The sequence below is a fragment of the Pseudomonas sp. dw_358 genome (genome assembly GCF_018449655.1).
Taxonomy (GTDB): Bacteria; Pseudomonadota; Gammaproteobacteria; order Pseudomonadales; family Pseudomonadaceae; genus Aquipseudomonas.
Map to the genome: position 1 here is coordinate 129,058 of NZ_JAAVUX010000011.1, position 17,960 is coordinate 147,017.

Here is a 17,960-nt window from a genome sequence, read left to right on the forward strand (position 1 = left end):
TAGGCGCGTGCCTCAGCTTGTTCTATAGTGCGTCCCGGACAAGGTGGCCGACGTACGGTCGCGGGCTCTGGGCCGGTTGTTTCGCCGGTCCGCGCACGATGGGCGCGCGCTGCGGTCCAACCGATGAATTCTGTGACTGAAAGGGACATAGCCATGCTGGATTGGAAGAACCGCACGGGCAAGAGCGACGCGAAAGAGCGCGTCGATACTGTTGGTACCGGCACTCGCTCGCGCAGTTACTTTGGCGCTGTACTGTTCAGTCGCGCTGTACTTTCGGTGCTGGCGCTTTATCTGTTGGTCACCGGTGCGCTGGGTTGGTATTGGAGTGAAGAACCCGCCCTGTTCCCGGTGCAGCAGAACGCCCAGATTTCCGCCGAGCGTGATGGCAAGAAAATGGTGGTTGGCTATACCACCGTCGAGACGCTCAAGACCGTGGCCAGCACTTTGCTGGACAAGCCAGGTGGTTACATTTCCAACGACCGTTTTCCGCCAGGTCTGTGGATGGACAACATGCCGAGTTGGGAATATGGCGTGCTGGTGCAGGTCCGCGATATGACTCGCGCCTTGCGCAAGGACCTCGCCCGGTCGCAATCCCAGTCGGCTGAAGATGCGGATCTGGCCAAGGCCGAGCCATTGTTCAACTTCGACAACCGCAGCTGGATCCTGCCTTCCAGTGAATCCCAGTACCAGGAAGGCATCAATGCCCTGACGCGCTACCAGAACCGTCTGGCTGACCCTAGCCAGAACAACGCCTTGTTCTATGCCCGTGCCGATAACCTCAACAACTGGCTGGGGGATGTGGGCACGCGCCTGGGTTCGTTGTCCCAGCGTCTGTCGGCCAGCGTAGGGCGGGTCAAGCTCAACGCCAGCCTCAAGACCGAGGTGGTGGTGCCGGGCCAGGCGCCGGTGGTGGACGAAGAGATCGTAGAAACGCCGTGGATGCAGATCGACAACGTCTTCTATGAAGCCCGCGGTCAAGCCTGGGCGCTGTCCCATCTGCTGCGTGCCGTGGAGGTGGATTTCGCCGACGTGCTGGCCAAGAAGAACGCCACCGTCAGCGTGCGGCAGATCATTCGCGAGCTGGAGGCTTCGCAGCAGCCGGTCTGGAGCCCGATGATCCTCAACGGCAGCGGCTTCGGTATTCTCGCCAACCACTCGCTCGTGATGGCCAACTATATTTCCCGGGCCAATGCGGCAGTCATCGACCTGCGCCAACTGCTCACTCAAGGCTGACCGATGACCATCACTCCACAAGAGGTCGCGCACCGCGCGGCCTCGGATGCCGAAACCATCGCTTGGGTCGACGAGGAAGACGGGCTGCTGGGGGCCTTGCAGCGCAGCGAACTGCGCGAGCGCGGGCTGATCGGCCGCGGCACCTTCATTCTGCTGTTCAATTCGGCGGGGGAGCTTTGCGTGCATCGACGTACCCTGAGCAAAGCGCTGTACCCCGGCTACTGGGACGTGGCCGCCGGTGGCATGGTTCAGGCCGATGAGAGCTATGAAGAGTCCGCCGCCCGAGAACTGGAAGAAGAGCTGGGGGTCATTGGCGTGCCCTTGACTGCCCACGAGCATTTCTATTTCGACCAGCCGGGCAATCGCCTCTGGTGCGCGGTGTTTTCTGCGGTATGGGACGGGCCGTTGCGTCTGCAACCGGAAGAGGTGCTGGAAGCGAAGTTCATGCCGGTCGCCGAGGTCCTGACCCAGAGCCGGACGCTGTCTTACTGCCCGGATTCGCTGGACGCCCTCAAGCGTTTTCTGCAGCCCTGAGGCCTGCCGAAATCTGCATGAATCCGTCGCCGCTGGCGCTACACAGCACGGTTTTTTGCCGTTAAACTGCGCGCCCTATTCATCCTCCAGAGAGGATCGCCGGTGGCCAAGAAAGCCGCATCCTTCGCCGCACTCGGTGGCCTGGTCTTCTCCACGGACTCGGGCCGGCATTGCCCTGAGTGTCGCCAGCCGATCGACGCCTGCGTTTGCAAAAGCACCGCCATCCCCGAGGGCGACGGCATTGCCCGAGTGCGCCGAGAAAGCAAGGGCCGTGGCGGCAAGACGGTCACCACCATCACCGGGGTGCCGTTGCCCCTCGAGGGGTTGAAGGAATTGGCCGCCACCCTCAAGCGCCGCTGTGGAACGGGCGGGTCCTTGAAGGACGGCGTGATCGAGATCCAGGGCGAGCACGTCGAGCTGTTGCTCGCCGAGCTGATCAAGCTGGGTTACAAAGCGAAAAAGTCCGGCGGCTGAAGCGCATTCCTGCCCCTCGCTAAACTTGGCGCTGCCCCCAGGGTCGAACCCTGCACAGACAGCAATCGTCATATTCATTCTCTAGACTGTGTGGACCCATCCCTTGATTCGGTGAGGATCAAAGGCAGGGCCGCAGTATTCGACTTTTTTCATAGGGGACCTCGATGTCCGTAAGACGCACACGCAAAGACGATGGCAGCCAATGGACCGTGGCCGACAGCCGCAGTGTTTACGGGATCCGCCACTGGGGTGCGGGTTATTTCGCCATTAACGAGGCCGGGCGTGTGGAAGTGCGCCCCAATGGGCCGGGCAGTGCGCCGATCGATCTGTTCGAGCAAGTCGACGAGTTGCGCAAGAGTGGCTTGTCGCTGCCATTGCTGGTGCGTTTTCCCGACATTCTGCAGGACCGTGTGCGTCAGCTGACCGGTGCCTTCGATGCCAACATCGAGCGCCTGGAATACCAGAGCCATTACACCGCGCTGTACCCCATCAAGGTCAACCAGCAGGAGGCGGTGGTAGAAAACATCATCGCCACTCAGAACGTCTCCATTGGCCTGGAAGCCGGGTCCAAGCCCGAGTTGCTGGCGGTGCTGGCTTTGGCGCCCAAGGGCGGGACCATCGTCTGCAACGGTTACAAGGATCGCGAGTTCATCCGCCTGGCGCTGATCGGCCAGAAGCTGGGCCACAACGTCTTCATTGTCATCGAGAAAGAGTCGGAAGTGGCGTTGGTGATCGAGGAGGCGGCCGAGCTCAAAGTCAAGCCGCAGGTGGGCCTGCGCGTGCGCCTGTCCTCGCTGGCCTCCAGCAAGTGGGCCGATACCGGCGGTGAGAAATCCAAGTTCGGCCTGTCGGCCGCGCAGCTGTTGTCGGTGGTCGAACGTTTCCGCGCCGCAGGCCTGGATCAAGGCATCCGCCTGCTGCACTTCCACATGGGCTCGCAGATTGCCAACCTGGCCGATTACCAGCACGGCTTCAAGGAGGCCATTCGCTATTATGGCGAGCTGCGTGCGCTCGGCTTGCCGGTGGACCACATCGACGTGGGCGGTGGGTTGGGTGTGGATTACGACGGCACCCATTCGCGCAATGCCAGCTCCATCAACTACGACATGGACGACTACGCCGGTGTCGTGGTGGGCATGCTCAAGGAGTTCTGCAACGCTCAAGGCCTGCCCCATCCGCACATCTTCTCGGAGAGCGGTCGCTCGCTGACCGCCCACCACGCGATCCTGGTGGTGCAGGTCACCGATGTAGAGCGGCATAACGATGAGGTGCCGGAGATCACCGACAAGGAAAGCCTGCCGGAAACCGTGCAGTGGCTGGTGGACCTGCTGGGCCCGACCGACATCGAGATGGTCACCGAAACCTATTGGCGCGCCACCCACTACATGAGCGACGTGGCTACTCAGTATGCCGATGGCAAGATTACCCTGGCTCAGAAAGCCCTGGCCGAGCAGTGCTACTTCGCGGTCTGCCGTCGCCTGCACAACTCGCTGAAGGCACGCCAGCGCTCGCACCGCATGGTGCTCGATGAGCTCAACGACAAGCTGGCCGACAAGTACATCTGCAATTTTTCGGTGTTCCAAAGCCTGCCCGATACCTGGGCCATCGGCCAGGTGTTGCCGATCCTGCCGTTGCACCGTCTGGATGAAGAACCCATGCGTCGGGCGGTCCTGCAGGACCTGACCTGTGATTCGGACGGCAAGATCAAGCAGTACGTCGACGAACAGAGCATAGAGACCAGCCTGCCGGTGCACGCGGTGAACGAGGGTGAAGACTACCTGCTAGGGGTTTTTCTGGTGGGGGCCTATCAGGAAATTCTCGGTGACATGCATAACCTGTTCGGTGATACCGACTCGGTGAACATCTACCAGAACCCCAACGGCAGCGTGTACCACGCCGGTATCGAGACCCACGACACCATCGAAGACATGCTGCGCTACGTGCATTTGTCGCCGGAAGAGCTGATGACCCATTATCGCGACAAGGTGGCCAGTGCCGACATCAGTGCGCGCGACCGGACCCAGTACCTTGACGCCCTGCGTCTGGGCCTGACCCGCTCTTCGTATCTGTCATAAGGTGCTGCGCCGGGCCATCGCGCTCTGCGTCGTTCTACTGCTCGGCGGCTGCTCGCCGCTGGGCATGGTGGACGGGGTCACGCCGAGCAACGGTTACATCCGGGTCGAGGGCCTCGCTTATGGCGATGGCCCACGCCAGCATCTGGACCTGTACCAGCCCCTGACACCCCTGCCGAAGCATCCGGTGGTGGTGTTTTTCTATGGTGGCAGCTGGACCAGCGGTGAACGTGGCCACTACCGTTTCGTCGCTCGGGCCTTGGCCCAGCGCGGGATTCTGGCGGTGATTGCCGACTACCGGCTGTATCCGCAGGTCCGCTACCCGGACTTCCTTCAGGACAATGCCCTGGCTGTGGCCTGGGTGCATCGTCACGTCGCGGCTTACGGCGGTAATCCGCAAGCGCTGTTTCTGATGGGGCACAGCTCGGGGGCGTACAACGCGGCCATGCTTGCGCTGGATGGCTCGTTGCTGCAAGCCGTGGGGCTTTCACCGGCTGATATCCGCGGCTGGATCGGCCTCGCCGGACCTTACGATTTCTTGCCGGTGGAAAACACCGAGGTACGCCCGGTGTTCTTCTATCCGAACACCCCTGCCGATTCCCAGCCGATCAATCATGTGCAGGCCGGTGCGCCACCCGCGCTGTTGATCGCGGCCAATACCGACAGCTATGTCAACCCGGTGCGCAACACTGGCGGACTGGCCAGGCGCTTGCGTGAGGTCGGGGTGCCGGTGGAGGTGCATTATATGGACCGGGTCAATCACATGACCTTGATCGGTGCCTTCGCCTGGCCGCTTCAATGGCTGGCGCCGGTGGTGGATGAGGTGGTGGGGTTCGTCGGGCGCGGCGGTCCTAGGGTACCAACCAACCATCCCGCTTCTGCAACCGCCAGCCCATCAGCCCCAGCGTCACCGCCCGCAGCGCCATGAACAGCAGAAAGCTTATCCACAGCCCATGGTTGCCCCAGCCCATGCTGGCCCAGGCAACCGGCAGGATCATTGCCACGCTTAGCAGCATGCCGTTACGCATTTCCCGACCGCGAGTGGCGCCGATGAACAGGCCGTCGAGCAGGTAACTCCACACCGCCACCAGCGGTAACACCGCCAGGTAGGGCAGGTACGTATAGGCGGTGCTGCGCACGCTGGCAATGTTGGTCTGCATGTCGATGAACAGCTGGCCTTCGAACAGGAACAGGATCGCGAAACCCAGGCTGGCCAGCAGCGACCAGCCACAGGCCACCACCATCGAGCGGCGCAACGCGTCACGGTCTCGCGCGCCGATGGCGTGACCACACAGCGCTTCCACTGCGTGGGCCAGACCGTCCAGCGCCTGGGCGGTCAGTTGCAGGCCGTTCAGCAGCAGGGCATTGGCCGCCACTGTGGCATCCCCAAGGCGCGCACCTTGCACCGTGATCAGCAAAAATACCCCCTGCAAGGCCAGGCTGCGGATGAAAATATCGCGGTTGACGGTCAGCAATGGCCGCCAGTTGTGCCACTGGCGCAGCGCGTCCCAAGCGACCTGACCCGGATAACGGAGCAGCGCCGGGCGGGTCAGCGCCAGGCCGGTCAGCACGCCGACCCACTCGGCGACCACCGAAGCCCGCGCAGAGCCCAGTACGCCCCAGTCCAGCCCCAGAACGAACCAGAGGTTCAGCACAATGTTCAGCAGGTTGGTGACCAGCAGAATGGTCAGCGGGGCCTTGGCATTCTGAGTGCCGAGAAACCAGCCCACCAAAGCATAGGTACCCAGGGCAGCCGGCAAACCGAGCAGTCGAGTGTGGAAAAAATCACGGGTGGTTTGCGCCAGATCCGTGGAGGGTTGCATCAGGCTCAAGGCAAAGTGACTGAACGGCAGGCCGAGCACCCCCAGCAGCAAGGAAAACAGCAGCGCAAGCATCAGCCCTTGGGCCAGCACCTGACGCAGCGCTGCACCATCGCGGCGGCCGGCGGCCAGGGCGGCAAAGCCGGTGGCCCCCATGCGCAGGAAACTCATGGTCCAGGCGAGGAAGGCATACAGGCTGCCGCCCACCGCCACGGCGCCCAGCTGGTGAGCATGGGGCAGGTGGCCGATGACGGCACTGTCCACGAGTGTCACCAACGGCACGGAAATATTGGAAAGGATCATTGGCGCGGCCAGCGCCCAGACCTTGCGGTGGGTTTGGCGGTCGCGCCAGTCGGCGATCAGTCGGGACATAGGGCGCAGGCTCCGGTTAGCCGGCGATTGTACCCTTGATCAGTGAATGATCCAGCTCAACAACCACAGCCCCAGTAGCGCCCAGATTATCCCCAGGATGATCGAAGCACGCATGAACGCGCGCACGGCCGAGTACAGAAAAATCAGGCCCAGGACCAGCCCGACGATGCTGATCAGCGAGGTGTCCATGCCCAAAGTCCGCGACATGCCCTCGACGAAATTGCCACCGGCGTGGGTCAGCAGGTTGAACAACCACCCCAGGCTGTCGACGATAAAGCGGATGACGGCCCCCAGAGCCTGGCCCAGCCATTCGAAAAAGCCATCTACGTGCATGCGTGCTTCCTGTCAGTCACGGCGTAATGCCGTTGAATTCGTGTGTTGGGCCATCAGCCCCGATGGGAGTTCCGCATTGGGGCATGATGGCCAGCACCGCTGAATAACAGGCGCCGCAGGCTTAAGCAAGCCAGAACAGCGAGAGCAGGAACCCGGCCAGCAAAAAAGGCGAGAAGGGCGGGTTGATACTGGTGGCCGGTTCCAAGGGGTGGAACAGCCGGCGGGTCTTGGGTTTGAGCCTTGCCCAGATGCGTGGGCCGATCAAGGCCCAGACCACCAGGGTCAGAATGGCGCCGACGAAGGTGCCGAGCAAGTGCATGCGGTCAGTGGCCAGCGCGAGGCCGGCCAACAGTTTTACATCGCTGGCATCCAATCTTCCCGACCAGTAGCCGGGAGCCGTGATGGCCATGCACAGTGCCAAGGCAAACCCGCCTTCGGCAACACTGGCGCCGATCCAAGTGTGCCCGGTGCCGAACAGCACCAGCAAAGCCAGGGCCGCGCCGCCTAATGTCAGGGTATTGGTGATCCGCCGCTGGCGGATATCCTGCTCGGCGCACAGGGTAAACCACAGAACCAGAACCATGCTTTGCATCGCGAGACGTCCCTTGTGTCTATCCACATTCGAATGCGATCACTCGCTTCTTTCAGGGTAGACGCGTTAGCGGGAGCGGAGTTGCCTTGGCGACAAAATGTTGCCAGGGCGGGCAACATTTTGCGCCGAACGGCATGAGGTCAGTGCGGAGGGTAGGCGGAAAGCACTTGAGCGACGGTTTTTTGAATGATCTCGGTGCGCTCCTGCGGGCCGGCATCGCCGTTGTTGTCGAGCCGCTCGGCGCTGGCGCGCCAGACCAGCTTGCCATCACGGCCGTCGAGCAGATCGACCTGCAGGGTGGCGACCTTGTAGTCGACCGTGCGCGATTCGCTGTAGATCGGCGCTCCCCAGCCAGGTCCCCATGGACCGCCCCAATATCCCCAGCCGGGGCCCTGGCTGACCACCTGCTGCTGGCGGTTATCAACGATCAGCCAAGTCTGCACATCAAGGTCCGCCTTGGTGCCAGGGGTCGCCGGGCGCAGGCCGCGCTGGTCCAGTTGCTCGGCGATGGCCTGACGTATGCGCGCCTCGGTGAGGTCGCTGCGTATACGCGGATCATCCGGGCGGTATTGCAGGGCGGGGGTTTTCCAGGCCCAGGTGCGATAGCCGGCGAAATCCCGGCTGGCATCATAGTCGGCCACCGGGCGGGTGGTCTGGCAGGCACCGAGCAGGAGGCTCAACGAAACGACAGCAGCACGTGCGTACATGGCAGTTCTCCCAGAAGGAAAGAGGCTCAAGCCGGTGGGTAATTGCCGAGCGCCTTGGCAATGGCTTGGCGCAGGGAATCGGCACGTTGACTTTCGCTGCCGGTGCTGGCGATTTCGGCGGCGGCATTCCACAGCGGTTGACCGCTGATGCCGTCGAACAGGCGAATGTCCACGACCATCACATTTTCCACATAGGTGCGGACGACAGGGGGACGGTAATAGTTGTAGGGGCCATAAGGCCCGTAGCCGGGGCCGCCGTAATAGCCATCATCCTGAACCTGACGCACCCGTTGTTCCATGTGCACATCGGCCGACACCCGCAGGTCGGCTCGCGCCCCGCTGCGCGCCGGACGCAGGCCGCGCTGGTCCAGGCCCTGGCTGAGGGACTCGGCCACCTGGGCCGGGTCGATGAGGGTGTTGCCGATGGGCATGCGGTCATTGAACCAGGCCCAGCTGCGGTAGTGCGCCCAGTCCCGCGGAGCCGCCGGATAAGCGCCGGGGTTGTAACCCGGTGGCTGTGTGGCAACGGCAATGGGCGCCGGCACGGGAGCCGGTTGAGCCAAGGCGGGCGCTGGCGGCAACGGGGCCGAGTCGGCCACGTAGGGGTTCGGCGCCTGGCAGGCGCTGACTCCGAGGCACATCAGGGCGAACAGGACGACACGGCAGTGCATGGTTTTCTCCACGGCGGCAGGCCTATGAGGCTGGGCAACAAATCCAGTGCAGGTAGCGTCCCAGACCGGCGAAGGCCGGATGGCGACGGTGGGCCAGCTCCATTTCGATCAAGTCCGCCATGTCGGCGCGACCCTGGAATGGGGCAGGCATGTAGTCATGGAAAACGCGCACACCACTCTGACTCTGAACATGCCAGTGGCCTTCGAGTTGGGTGGCGAGCTCGCGGGGGTCCAGCGGCATTTGCGGCGTCAGGCTTTGCTTCTCGCCGGCCAGGTCATTGCCGCGCAGCTTGCGAAAGTGCCCCTTGAGCAGGTTGCGGTACACCAGTGCGTCGCGGTTGTAGAACGCCAGTGACAGGTGCCCGTCTGTGGCGGTCAACTGGTGCAGTGCTGGCAAGATGGCATAAGGCTCGGCCAGCCACTCCAGTACCGCATGGCACAGCACCAGGTCGTAAGGCATGTCGAGCAGATCGGGCAGTTGCTGCCAGCTGGCGTGCAGGAAGGTGGCGGTCTGGCCGGCGCTTTCGAAACGCTCTCGAGCGCCGTCCAGCATCGGCCTTGCCGGCTCGGCCAGGGTCACGTCATGACCTTGCTGGGCTAGCCACAAGGCCATGTGACCGAGGCCGGCACCAATGTCCAGCACCCGTAGCCGTCGCTCGGGCAGGCGTTCGAGCAGATCGGCCTGGAGCACGGCGAGGCGAATTGCACCCTTGGCGCCACCATAGATCTTGGCGGCAAAACGGGTGGCCAGTTCATCGAAGTGACGGTCTTTCATTTGGCGAAGCGCCGCTCGCTGTCGGCCAGCTTGGCGCGCACGACTTCGTCCATGTCCAGGCCCAGCTCGTTGCACAGCAGCAGCAGATACAGGACCACGTCGCCGATTTCCTGGCCGGCGTGGGCCAGTTCATCGGGCGGCAGCTGCCGGGATTGGTCTTCGGTCTTCCATTGGAAGATTTCCACCAGCTCGGCCATTTCCACGCTGGCCGCCATGGTCAGGTTTTTCGGGCTATGGAAGCCACGCCATTCGTTGGTGTCGCGGATGCGGTGCAGGCGTGCGGTCAATTCGTCGATATTCATGGGCGCTCCTCAGGCGCCTAGCTTCCCGTCGCGCTGCCCGCTTTGCAAGTAAATCAACGGTTATCCGTGGGGCCGTTCAGCTGGCAGCCAGCAAGCTCGACCAGGCGGCGACCAGCAACAGCAGAGCCATCCCCTGATTGAAGCCGCGCTGTGCCCGTGACGAGCGCAATACACGGGCCGAACCCACCCCCAGTAACGCCCAGCAGATCATGCAGGGCACCGCCACGAGGAAGAACATCAGCGCCAGCTGTGCCACTCGCGTGGTCGGGTCGACGGCGCCGAGACTGAAGACGCCCATGACCGCCAACGCCATCATCCAGGTCTTGGGATTGATCAGTTGCAGCCCGGCAGCGCCGATCCAGCCCAGTCGTGGCCCGGTTTCGGCCTGATCCGGGTTGAAGGCGGGCGCGCGAAACAGTCCCCAGGCCAACCAGGTCAACCACAGCACCCCGGCCCAGGCCATGGCTTGCTGGACTCTCGGCATCTGCAACAGTAACTGGCCAAGCCCCGTACCGACCACCAGCACCAGCCCCGCCGCACCGGCACAGGCGCCCAGCACGATCGGCACGGCCGCACGCAGGCCATACCTGGCGCTGTTGCTCAGCACCAGAATGTTGGTGGGGCCGGGGGTGATCGAAGACACAAAGGCGAACAGCAGAAACGGTAGCATGGCAGGCACCGGAGCTTCAGAAGTAAGACGCCATGGTCGTGGCTGCCGGTCTGTCAGTCTGGAAGGTTTGAGCAGCGCTTGCGATACGCTGCCGGAGTCAGGCCATAGGCGCGGACGAACCAGCGGCCCAGATGGCTTTGGTCGGCAAAACCCAGATCGCTGGCCACGTCCGCCGGCCAGGCGCCGCTGGCCAGCTGTCGACGGGCGCGGGCCAGGCGCAGCTGCACCAGATAGGCATGGGGTGGCAGACCGAAGGCGGCGCGAAAGGCCCGGCTCAGGCGAAAGCGATCCACACCGCAGGCGGCCGCCAACTGATCCAGGCCAATGTCGGCGTGGATGTGGGCATGCAGATAGTCGCGGGCGCGCAACGCCACCAGTGGCAGTCTCGGGTCGCTGTCGTCGCGCTGGCGCCAGTGCAGCTGGCGGGCCAATCGACCGAGGAGGGTGTCCAGCGCTGTCTGGCGGACGATGCGAAACTCGCTGTGGTGCAGGGTGCCGAAAGCATTCTGGATGGCCTGGCCCAGCAGCGGATCGTTGACCAGGTTATGGGCAAAGCTCAAGGGGCATTGCTCGGGTGCCTGTTCGAACACCGCGCTCATCTCTCGCTGTAGCCACAGTGGGTCCAGGTACAGCATCCGATAGGAAAAACCCTCGGCGGTGGGGCCCTCACCGTCATGAATTTCTCCCGGCTCCACGAGAAACACCTGCCCCGGTGTGCTGTCATGGCGCGTGCGGCGACAGTTGAACTGCTGCACGCCCTGATCGGTGACACCCACCAGGTAGCTGTCATGAAAGTGCGGATCGTAGGCGTGCCCCTCGCTGAAGCGCGCGTGCAAGGTCTCGATGCCGGTTTCGGCATCCTGCTTGAGGTCGATCCAGTGTTTTGCAGTCATCGCGGGGCCCGGTTCATTGAGCGCAGGATGAATCACCCCTACGGGAACCGTCTAGACGATTTGTGCACACTCAGTGCAACGGTCGCCATTGCCCGACCAGATGCACCCGGTCGTCTTGGCCTTCCACCGAAAAGCGACCCGAAGCACCGGCTGCGCTGGCGTGCAGCCCCACGTCGCTGGGCAGTTGCAAGGGTTGCTCGAACTGCACGGCGATCTCCACATTGGCCACCGGCACATGCTCGCGCAAGGCTGCCAGGGCACGGGCCTTGGTCCACATGCCGTGGGCGATAGCCTGGGGGAAACCGAACATCCTCGCGCTGGCGGCGCTCAAGTGGATCGGGTTGTAGTCGCCGGACACCTTGGCATATTGCCGGCCGCAGTCACTGAGTGCGGCCCAGCGGGCAATTTCGCTCATCGGCAGTTCGCCGGTCACTGGCGGGTTGCTCACCACGGGTTGCCCGGCAATGTGCACGTCGTGGCAGAGCAGGGTGCTGGTTTCTTCCCAAAGCGGGCCCAACGGATCTTGCACTTGCGTGATCAGGTCGAAAAGCGTGCCTTTTTCGTGAGGCGTCAGATTGGCCACGTGGACGCTGACCTGGACACCGCTGATGCCGCCCAACGGGCGTTGGATACGAATGATATTGCGCAGGTGCAGCAGGCCCCGCAGGGGGAATGGAAAGCTTTTGTCGGTCAACAGCTGCAGCTGCATGGCGAAGGCGAGCACGTGAGGATAAGTGGCCGGCAGCAGATTGCCCGCACCGTAGCCGCATACTTTGCGATAGGCCGCGAGTTTTTCGGGATCGGGACGCAGCCAGCAGCGCAGGGCAAGCGACGGCAGTTGCTCTCCACTGACTTTGCGTTTGAGTGCCGCACGGGCATAAAGACCGGCCAGCTGCGCTGGCTGTTCCAGGGTCTGCCATTGGCGTGACATGGTCAGGCTCCCACCAGGCTCTGGCCGCAGACGCGCAGCACCTGGCCGTTGATTGCGCCGCTGCCGGGCTGGGCCAGCCAGGCGACCACTTCCGCGACATCCTGGGGCAGACCACCTTGACCGAGCGAGCTCAAGCGGCGCCCGGCCTCCCGCAAGGCAAAAGGTATCTGCGCGGTCATGTGTGTCTCGATGAAGCCGGGTGCCACCGCATTGATGCTTGCGCCCCGTGCCGCCAGCCGTGGCGCCCAGGCCTGGGCCAGGCCGATAAGCCCGGCCTTGCTGGCGGCGTAGTTGCATTGTCCGCGGTTGCCAGCAATGGCGCTGGTGGAGGACAGCAGGATCACCCGGCCGTCATTGGCCAGGGTGCCGCTTTCGAACAATGCTTCGGTCAGCCGGCTGGGAGCCTTGAGGTTTACCTCCATGACCGAGTTCCATTGCTCGACGCTCATGTTGATCAGGGTCTTGTCGCGAATGATGCCGGCGTTGTGCACGACGATGTCGATACCGTCCGGCAGTGCCTCGATCAAGCGCGGGACGGCATCTTCGGCACAGATGTCCAGGTCGATGGTCTTGCCGTTCAACCGCGCGGCCAGGGCCTGGAGGTCGCTGCGAGCGCTGGGCACGTCAAGCAGGTGGACGCTGGCGCCGTCGCGGGCAAGGGTTTCGGCAATGGCTGCGCCAATGCCTCGGGCCGCGCCGGTGATCAGCGCTTTGCGCCCGGCCAGCGGGCGGGTCCAGTCCTCGACCTTGGCCGCGCCGGCACCCAGGCGCAGGACCTGGCCGGAAACATAAGCGCTTTTGGGCGACAGGAAAAAACGCAGCAAGCCCTCCAACGCATCGCCGCCCTCGTGATCCACGTACACCAGCTGCAGCGTGGCGCCGTTGCGCAGCTCCTTGGCCAGCGAGCGGCTGAAGCCTTCCAGAGCCCGCTGAGCGATCTGTGCCTCAGGGGCGGCTGTCGGACCGGGCGTACGGCCGAGGATCAACAGATGAGCGCTGGGCTGCAGATGGCGGAGCAAGGGCGCAAAAAAAACCCGAAGCTGGTCGAGGTCTTCGAGGGTGACGATCAGGCTGGCATCGAACACCACGGCCTTGAGCGGGACCGGGCTGTTGGTCGACCAGGTGGGCAGGTCAGTGTCGGCGCCGGTCAGGCCCAAGGGCTGTTGGCTCAGTTTGCTGGCAAAGCGGGCGATCTCTGCGCACAAGGGGCCATTGCCGAGCAACAAGGCGCCTTCTATGACCTGCTGGCGGCCGGCCTGCCAGCGCTCCAGCCGCGCCGGTGTGGGGAGGCCCACCGCGCCGGCGATCCGTCGGCCGATCCCCGAGTTGGCAAAATCGATGTAGGGATCGGACATGGGAGGCACTCCAGCTCAATGGTCTTGAACGGTTGACAGGTTCCCGGTCGACTCGTTCGCGCCGGTCGGTCATCTCACGCTGGCGGTACCCTGGGGCTGACCGGCCATGGCGGTGCGCTGGTTGTGTGCATAACTTTCGGCCATCACCGAGCAGACCACCAGCTGCAGCGGGTGGTAGATCATGATCGGCAACAGAATCAGGCCCACGCCGGGATTGCCGGCAAAAATCAGCGCCGCCATGGGCGCCCCGGCGGCCAAGGATTTCTTGGTGGCGCAGAACACCGCAGCCACCTTGTCGGCATGGTTGAAATGCAAGGCTCGCGCGGTGCGGGTGGTGAGTATCAGGATCACCGCCAGCAGGATTGCGGTACCGACGAAGGCGGTGACGATGACCGAGCTGCCCTGTTTCTGCCACATCCCGGAGACCATCGAGTTGGCGAAGGCCGAATACACCAACAACAGAATCACCAGCTTGTCCATGATGCTGGTGTAGCGCTTGTAACGGGCGAAAAACGTGCCCAGCCATGGTCGTACGACCTGGCCCAGCACCAGCGGCAACAGCAGCATGGCGCACAGGTCCAGCAGGGTCGAACCCAGGTCGATACCGCCGGCGCCCGAGCCGACCACCAAACTGACCAGCCAGGGGGTGATGAAAATGCCGACGACACTGGACAGGCTGGCATTGAGGATGGCAGCGGGGACGTTGCCCCCCGCGCTGCCGGTCAAGGCCACCGAGGATGAAATGGTCGAGGGCAGGGCGCACAGATAGAAGAACCCCAACATCAACAACGGCGGAATATGCGCGCCCAGCACTTTGTCACACACCAGCCAGATCAACGGAAACACCACGAAGGTGAAGCCTTGGACCATCGCGTGCAGTCGCCAGTTTTTCAGGCCATGGGCAATCTGCTCGCTGGAGAGGTTGACCCCGTGGAGGAAGAACACCAGAAACACCCCGACGTTGATCACGATTTCCGCGTGCAACGGCCCGCCCGTCGCGCCGTAGCGGGGGAAAAAGTAAGCCAGCAAAGTTGCCAGTAGCATGCCGCAGAGGAACCAGTCGGTTACGACGCGTTTGAGGTGTTTGAAAGCGTGCATGAGAGAGCCTGCGAAACGATTTGTCATGATTGATTCCACAGCCTAACGTAGCGGCTATCCCTCCGTCTTGCGACACAAGGCCAAGCGATGCCGACTAACGGACAATATCAGTTGCAGCGCGCGATCCCGGAACTGCGGGAACTGCCACGACCGCTCTATGCCCGCGCCGAAAGCCTCAGTGCCGGCAGCTGGACGCCTGCTCATCGGCACGACTGGGTGCAGTTTTCCTATGCCATCAGTGGCGTACTGGGGGTGCATACCGATGACGGCAGTTTCTTTGCGCCGTCCCAGTGGGGGGTGTGGATACCGTCAGGCATGGTGCATGAGGTGGTGACGTCCACTCGCGCGGAGATGCGCAGCCTCTACATCAGCACCGAGGCGGCGGGCTGCGCCGGTCAGCATTGTCGGGTGCTGGAGGTGACACCGCTGGCCCGCGAGTTGATCAAGGGGTTTTGTCAGCTGCCGGTTGAGTATCCTCTGGAAGATGGCCCGCAGTCGCGACTGGTGCAAGTCCTCCTCGATCAGTTGGTCAGCCTGCCCGAGGTGGCCTTCTCCCTGCCATTGCCGCGCCATCCGCGTTTGCTGGCGCTGTGCACCGACTTGATCGAGGTGCCCGATGCGGTGGTCACCCTGACCGATTGGGCCCGGCGCCTGGCCATGTCCGAAAAGACCTTGATGCGCCTGTTCCAGCGCGAAACCGGGCTCAGCTTTCGCGGCTGGCGCCAGCGCATGCGTCTGCTGTCTTCCCTTGACGCTCTGGAGGAAGGGCGCAGCGTGACCGCCACTGCCCTGAGCTGCGGCTACGACTCCACCTCGGCTTTCATTGCGGCCTTCAAGACCCTGTTCGGTGCGACGCCAGGAGAATTGTTTCGCGTCTGAAGGGGCTGTCTTTTTCTGCCTCACCCACTCACCTCTTCCTACACCCGCCGTCCTGGCCATCCCATGGGGCCAGTCGGCGCGCTCCCTTAGCGTGCGTTTGCTTTCGCGAATTCACGATATGGAGCGTTTTGAATATGTTTTCTCACACCACCAATTTGTTTTCCCTCAGCCGGCTAAGGGTGGCTGTCGGGCTGGCCTGTCTAGCGGGAGCGCCCGTGATGGCCGCACCCCTGGCGTCGGGTGATTCAGCCGTGATACAGCCCGGTGATGCGCACCAAAGCGGGTTTCTTGAGTCCGGAGCCGCGCGATCGACCTCGACGCAAACTGTGCTCGGTCTGTACAACGCCGCGCCGGTTATCTGGAATGCCGAGACGGTTGGCCTGCGCAGCCGTTTCGACGAGCTGCGTCGCGAGCCCTCGACCACGGGCCTTTGGCTGCGTGCGCAGGGTGCGCGCTACAACGTCAGCCCGGTGGGTGCGACCGGCTACGAGCTGCGCCATGGCGGCCTGACCCTGGGCGCTGATGCGACCCTCAGCGAGCAGTTCACTGTGGGTGTGCTGGTGGGTACCAGTCAGTCGAACCTGGACTTCTCCAAAGGCACCAAGGGCCGTATCGACAGTGCCTATCTGGGCGCTTATGCCGGTTGGGCCGACGCTGACGGTCTGTACGTCGATGCGCTGATCAAGGCCAACCGGTTCAGCAACCGTGCCGATGTGCAGATGAGCGATAGCGTTCAGGCACGCGGTAAATATCACGACTACGGGATCGGCGGTTCGCTGGAACTGGGCAAGCGCTTTGACCTGGCCGAGGGCTGGTACGCCAAGCCCTACGGGCAAATGGCTGCACTGTCTGTCCAGGGCAAGGATTACCGCCTGAGCAACGGCCTGGAGGCCAGCAACAACTCGGTTCGTTCGCTCACCGGCAAGCTGGGAGGCCAGTTCGGCCGGACCCTGGCTATGGCCGGCGGGGGCACGCTGCAACCCTATGTCAAGATTGCCGCCACCCGGGAGTTTGCCAACGGCAATCAGGTCCGGATCAACGACCAGACCATCGACAACAGTTTGGCAGGTAGCGGTGTCGAACTGGGCACCGGATTTGTCGCACAACTGAGCCCGGCCTGGCAGCTGAACGCTGATTTCGACTACGGTCGCGGTGAGCGAGTAGACCAGGCGTATGGCGTCAGCGCGGGTCTGCGCTACGCTTTCTGACCAAGCTGCATGTCCAGACAGCCCGCCCTTGTTGGCGGGCTGTTTGCATCTGTACGTCGCCAATGGTCGGCAATCGTCTCTCGCTATGAGAGGATGCATGCTGAATTCGCGTGTTTGGCCACGAAGGACCCAGAATAAAAGCTGATGAAGACTCCAAAACGCATTGAGCCCCTGATCGAAGACGGTCTGGTGGACGAGGTGCTGCGCCCACTCATGAGTGGTAAAGAGGCAGCTGTCTATGTGGTACGTTGCGGCAATGAGCTGCGCTGCGCCAAGGTCTACAAGGAGGCGAACAAACGAAGTTTTCGTCAGGCGGCGGAGTACCAGGAGGGCCGCAAGGTCCGCAACAGTCGGCAGGCCCGGGCTATGGCCAAGGGCTCCAAGTTCGGCCGTAAAGAGGCCGAGGAGTCCTGGCAGAACGCCGAAGTTGCCGCGCTGTTTCGCCTGGCCGGTGCCGGGGTGCGCGTGCCCAAGCCCTTCGACTTTCTCGAAGGCGTGCTGCTCATGGAGATGGTCTGCGACGAATACGGTGACGCCGCGCCACGGCTCAACGACGTCTCGCTGGAACCGGATCAGGCGCGGGAATATCACGAGTTTCTGATTCGCCAGATCGTGCTGATGTTGTGCACCGGACTGGTGCACGGCGACCTGTCCGAGTTCAACGTGCTGTTGTCGCCGGCTGGCCCGGTCATTATCGACCTGCCTCAGGCTGTGGATGCGGCGGCCAACAACCATGCCTTCAGCATGCTGGAGCGTGATGTCGGCAACATGGCCAGTTATTTCGGCCAGTTCGCCCCGGAGCTCAAGCACACGCGCTATGCGAAGGAGATGTGGGCGTTGTACGAAGCCGGCAGCCTGCACCCGGCCAGCGTCCTGACTGGCGAGTTCGCCGAAGAAGAGGTCGAAGCCGATGTGGGTGGGGTCATGCGCGAGATCGAAGCAGCGCGCCTGGATGACGCTCGTCGCCGGGCCGCGCGGGAAGCCGACGACAGCCCGCCGGGCAAGTCCGACGAGCCACCGCCGCCGCCCTGGATGCAGTGA

General features: G+C 63.1%; 20 protein-coding genes. 8 read left to right on the forward strand and 12 right to left on the reverse strand.

All coding sequences use genetic code 11. From position 1 onward, the window contains the following. The first annotated feature begins 153 nt into the window (after positions 1 to 153). The 5 genes from HB675_RS17170 to HB675_RS17190 all read left to right on the forward strand — a co-directional run bounded on the left by HB675_RS17170 (position 154) and on the right by HB675_RS17190 (position 5,241). Positions 154 to 1,233, forward strand: a complete 1,080-nt coding sequence (locus HB675_RS17170) for a DUF2333 family protein (protein WP_213879640.1) — start codon at positions 154 to 156, stop codon at positions 1,231 to 1,233. Between the two features lie 3 nt (positions 1,234 to 1,236). Beyond that, on the forward strand, positions 1,237 to 1,767 hold the full coding sequence (locus HB675_RS17175; RefSeq protein ID WP_213879642.1) for an NUDIX hydrolase: 531 nt from the start codon (positions 1,237 to 1,239) through the stop codon (positions 1,765 to 1,767). 102 nt (positions 1,768 to 1,869) lie between these two features. Beyond that, a complete protein-coding gene (locus HB675_RS17180; RefSeq protein ID WP_213879644.1) occupies positions 1,870 to 2,241 on the forward strand; it encodes a translation initiation factor Sui1 in 372 nt (123 codons plus the stop codon). 164 nt (positions 2,242 to 2,405) lie between these two features. Next, positions 2,406 to 4,316 (forward strand): arginine decarboxylase, encoded by a 1,911-nt coding sequence (gene speA / locus HB675_RS17185; RefSeq protein ID WP_213879646.1) that lies wholly within the window; start codon positions 2,406 to 2,408, stop codon positions 4,314 to 4,316. Position 4,317: 1 nt separating this feature from the next. Then, entirely contained in the window at positions 4,318 to 5,241 is a 924-nt protein-coding gene (locus HB675_RS17190) for an alpha/beta hydrolase (protein ID WP_345945775.1), read from the forward strand. Here HB675_RS17190 and HB675_RS17195 read toward each other — a convergent pair. The 12 genes from HB675_RS17195 to HB675_RS17250 form a co-directional block, all read right to left on the reverse strand. Next, positions 5,165 to 6,505 carry an MATE family efflux transporter gene (locus tag HB675_RS17195; protein WP_213879648.1) on the reverse strand — a complete coding sequence of 447 codons (1,341 nt, stop codon included), beginning with the start codon at positions 6,503 to 6,505 and terminating at the stop codon, positions 5,165 to 5,167. The genes HB675_RS17190 and HB675_RS17195 overlap by 77 nt on opposite strands. A 39-nt stretch (positions 6,506 to 6,544) precedes the next feature. Continuing rightward, a complete protein-coding gene (locus HB675_RS17200; RefSeq protein WP_213879650.1) occupies positions 6,545 to 6,838 on the reverse strand; it encodes a hypothetical protein in 294 nt (97 codons plus the stop codon). A gap of 121 nt (positions 6,839 to 6,959) precedes the next feature. Then, positions 6,960 to 7,430, reverse strand: a complete 471-nt coding sequence (locus HB675_RS17205; RefSeq protein WP_213879652.1) for a prepilin peptidase — start codon at positions 7,428 to 7,430, stop codon at positions 6,960 to 6,962. 140 nt (positions 7,431 to 7,570) lie between these two features. Beyond that, positions 7,571 to 8,137: a DUF4136 domain-containing protein gene (locus tag HB675_RS17210; RefSeq protein ID WP_213879654.1), complete on the reverse strand. Its 567-nt coding sequence runs from the start codon at positions 8,135 to 8,137 to the stop codon at positions 7,571 to 7,573. Between the two features lie 26 nt (positions 8,138 to 8,163). After that, positions 8,164 to 8,808 (reverse strand): DUF4136 domain-containing protein, encoded by a 645-nt coding sequence (locus HB675_RS17215; protein ID WP_213879656.1) that lies wholly within the window; start codon positions 8,806 to 8,808, stop codon positions 8,164 to 8,166. A 22-nt stretch (positions 8,809 to 8,830) separates the two neighbouring features. Continuing rightward, a complete protein-coding gene (locus HB675_RS17220) occupies positions 8,831 to 9,583 on the reverse strand; it encodes a methyltransferase domain-containing protein (RefSeq protein WP_213879658.1) in 753 nt (250 codons plus the stop codon). Beyond that, positions 9,580 to 9,885, reverse strand: a complete 306-nt coding sequence (locus tag HB675_RS17225; protein WP_213879660.1) for a MazG-like family protein — start codon at positions 9,883 to 9,885, stop codon at positions 9,580 to 9,582. The genes HB675_RS17220 and HB675_RS17225 overlap by 4 nt, the downstream gene beginning before the upstream one ends. 76 nt (positions 9,886 to 9,961) lie before the next feature. Then, the gene (locus HB675_RS17230) at positions 9,962 to 10,555 is read right to left on the reverse strand and encodes a LysE family translocator (protein ID WP_213879662.1); all 594 of its coding nucleotides are present in this window, start codon (positions 10,553 to 10,555) and stop codon (positions 9,962 to 9,964) included. Between the two features lie 53 nt (positions 10,556 to 10,608). Next, entirely contained in the window at positions 10,609 to 11,448 is an 840-nt protein-coding gene (locus HB675_RS17235) for an AraC family transcriptional regulator (protein WP_213879664.1), read from the reverse strand. A 70-nt stretch (positions 11,449 to 11,518) separates the two neighbouring features. After that, the gene (locus HB675_RS17240) at positions 11,519 to 12,379 is read right to left on the reverse strand and encodes a MaoC/PaaZ C-terminal domain-containing protein (RefSeq protein WP_213879666.1); all 861 of its coding nucleotides are present in this window, start codon (positions 12,377 to 12,379) and stop codon (positions 11,519 to 11,521) included. A gap of 2 nt (positions 12,380 to 12,381) precedes the next feature. Further along, entirely contained in the window at positions 12,382 to 13,734 is a 1,353-nt protein-coding gene (locus tag HB675_RS17245; RefSeq protein WP_213879668.1) for a 3-oxoacyl-ACP reductase, read from the reverse strand. A 69-nt stretch (positions 13,735 to 13,803) separates the two neighbouring features. Then, positions 13,804 to 14,832 carry a bile acid:sodium symporter family protein gene (locus tag HB675_RS17250; RefSeq protein ID WP_213879670.1) on the reverse strand — a complete coding sequence of 343 codons (1,029 nt, stop codon included), beginning with the start codon at positions 14,830 to 14,832 and terminating at the stop codon, positions 13,804 to 13,806. An 87-nt stretch (positions 14,833 to 14,919) separates the two neighbouring features. Between HB675_RS17250 and HB675_RS17255 the strand changes: the two genes are divergently transcribed. From HB675_RS17255 to HB675_RS17265, 3 genes are all read left to right on the forward strand, one after another. Continuing rightward, on the forward strand, positions 14,920 to 15,711 hold the full coding sequence (locus HB675_RS17255) for a helix-turn-helix transcriptional regulator (RefSeq protein WP_213879672.1): 792 nt from the start codon (positions 14,920 to 14,922) through the stop codon (positions 15,709 to 15,711). A gap of 218 nt (positions 15,712 to 15,929) precedes the next feature. Further along, positions 15,930 to 16,919: an autotransporter outer membrane beta-barrel domain-containing protein gene (locus HB675_RS17260; protein ID WP_213879674.1), complete on the forward strand. Its 990-nt coding sequence runs from the start codon at positions 15,930 to 15,932 to the stop codon at positions 16,917 to 16,919. 144 nt (positions 16,920 to 17,063) lie between these two features. Further along, entirely contained in the window at positions 17,064 to 17,960 is an 897-nt protein-coding gene (locus HB675_RS17265; RefSeq protein ID WP_213879676.1) for a PA4780 family RIO1-like protein kinase, read from the forward strand.

Excerpts from the sequence above, each read along its gene's own strand:
- HB675_RS17170 (WP_213879640.1), top strand. The coding sequence starts at position 154 with ATGCTGGATTGGAAGAACCGCACGGGCAAGAGCGACGCGAAAGAGCGC.
- HB675_RS17175 (WP_213879642.1), top strand. The coding sequence starts at position 1,237 with ATGACCATCACTCCACAAGAGGTCGCGCACCGCGCGGCCTCGGATGCC.
- speA (WP_213879646.1), top strand. The coding sequence starts at position 2,406 with ATGTCCGTAAGACGCACACGCAAAGACGATGGCAGCCAATGGACCGTG.
- HB675_RS17195 (WP_213879648.1), bottom strand. The coding sequence starts at position 6,505 with ATGTCCCGACTGATCGCCGACTGGCGCGACCGCCAAACCCACCGCAAG.
- HB675_RS17200 (WP_213879650.1), bottom strand. The coding sequence starts at position 6,838 with ATGCACGTAGATGGCTTTTTCGAATGGCTGGGCCAGGCTCTGGGGGCC.
- HB675_RS17205 (WP_213879652.1), bottom strand. The coding sequence starts at position 7,430 with ATGCAAAGCATGGTTCTGGTTCTGTGGTTTACCCTGTGCGCCGAGCAG.
- HB675_RS17210 (WP_213879654.1), bottom strand. The coding sequence starts at position 8,137 with ATGTACGCACGTGCTGCTGTCGTTTCGTTGAGCCTCCTGCTCGGTGCC.
- HB675_RS17215 (WP_213879656.1), bottom strand. The coding sequence starts at position 8,808 with ATGCACTGCCGTGTCGTCCTGTTCGCCCTGATGTGCCTCGGAGTCAGC.
- HB675_RS17220 (WP_213879658.1), bottom strand. The coding sequence starts at position 9,583 with ATGAAAGACCGTCACTTCGATGAACTGGCCACCCGTTTTGCCGCCAAG.
- HB675_RS17225 (WP_213879660.1), bottom strand. The coding sequence starts at position 9,885 with ATGAATATCGACGAATTGACCGCACGCCTGCACCGCATCCGCGACACC.
- HB675_RS17230 (WP_213879662.1), bottom strand. The coding sequence starts at position 10,555 with ATGCTACCGTTTCTGCTGTTCGCCTTTGTGTCTTCGATCACCCCCGGC.
- HB675_RS17235 (WP_213879664.1), bottom strand. The coding sequence starts at position 11,448 with ATGACTGCAAAACACTGGATCGACCTCAAGCAGGATGCCGAAACCGGC.
- HB675_RS17240 (WP_213879666.1), bottom strand. The coding sequence starts at position 12,379 with ATGTCACGCCAATGGCAGACCCTGGAACAGCCAGCGCAGCTGGCCGGT.
- HB675_RS17245 (WP_213879668.1), bottom strand. The coding sequence starts at position 13,734 with ATGTCCGATCCCTACATCGATTTTGCCAACTCGGGGATCGGCCGACGG.
- HB675_RS17250 (WP_213879670.1), bottom strand. The coding sequence starts at position 14,832 with ATGCACGCTTTCAAACACCTCAAACGCGTCGTAACCGACTGGTTCCTC.
- HB675_RS17255 (WP_213879672.1), top strand. The coding sequence starts at position 14,920 with ATGCCGACTAACGGACAATATCAGTTGCAGCGCGCGATCCCGGAACTG.
- HB675_RS17260 (WP_213879674.1), top strand. The coding sequence starts at position 15,930 with ATGGCCGCACCCCTGGCGTCGGGTGATTCAGCCGTGATACAGCCCGGT.
- HB675_RS17265 (WP_213879676.1), top strand. The coding sequence starts at position 17,064 with ATGAAGACTCCAAAACGCATTGAGCCCCTGATCGAAGACGGTCTGGTG.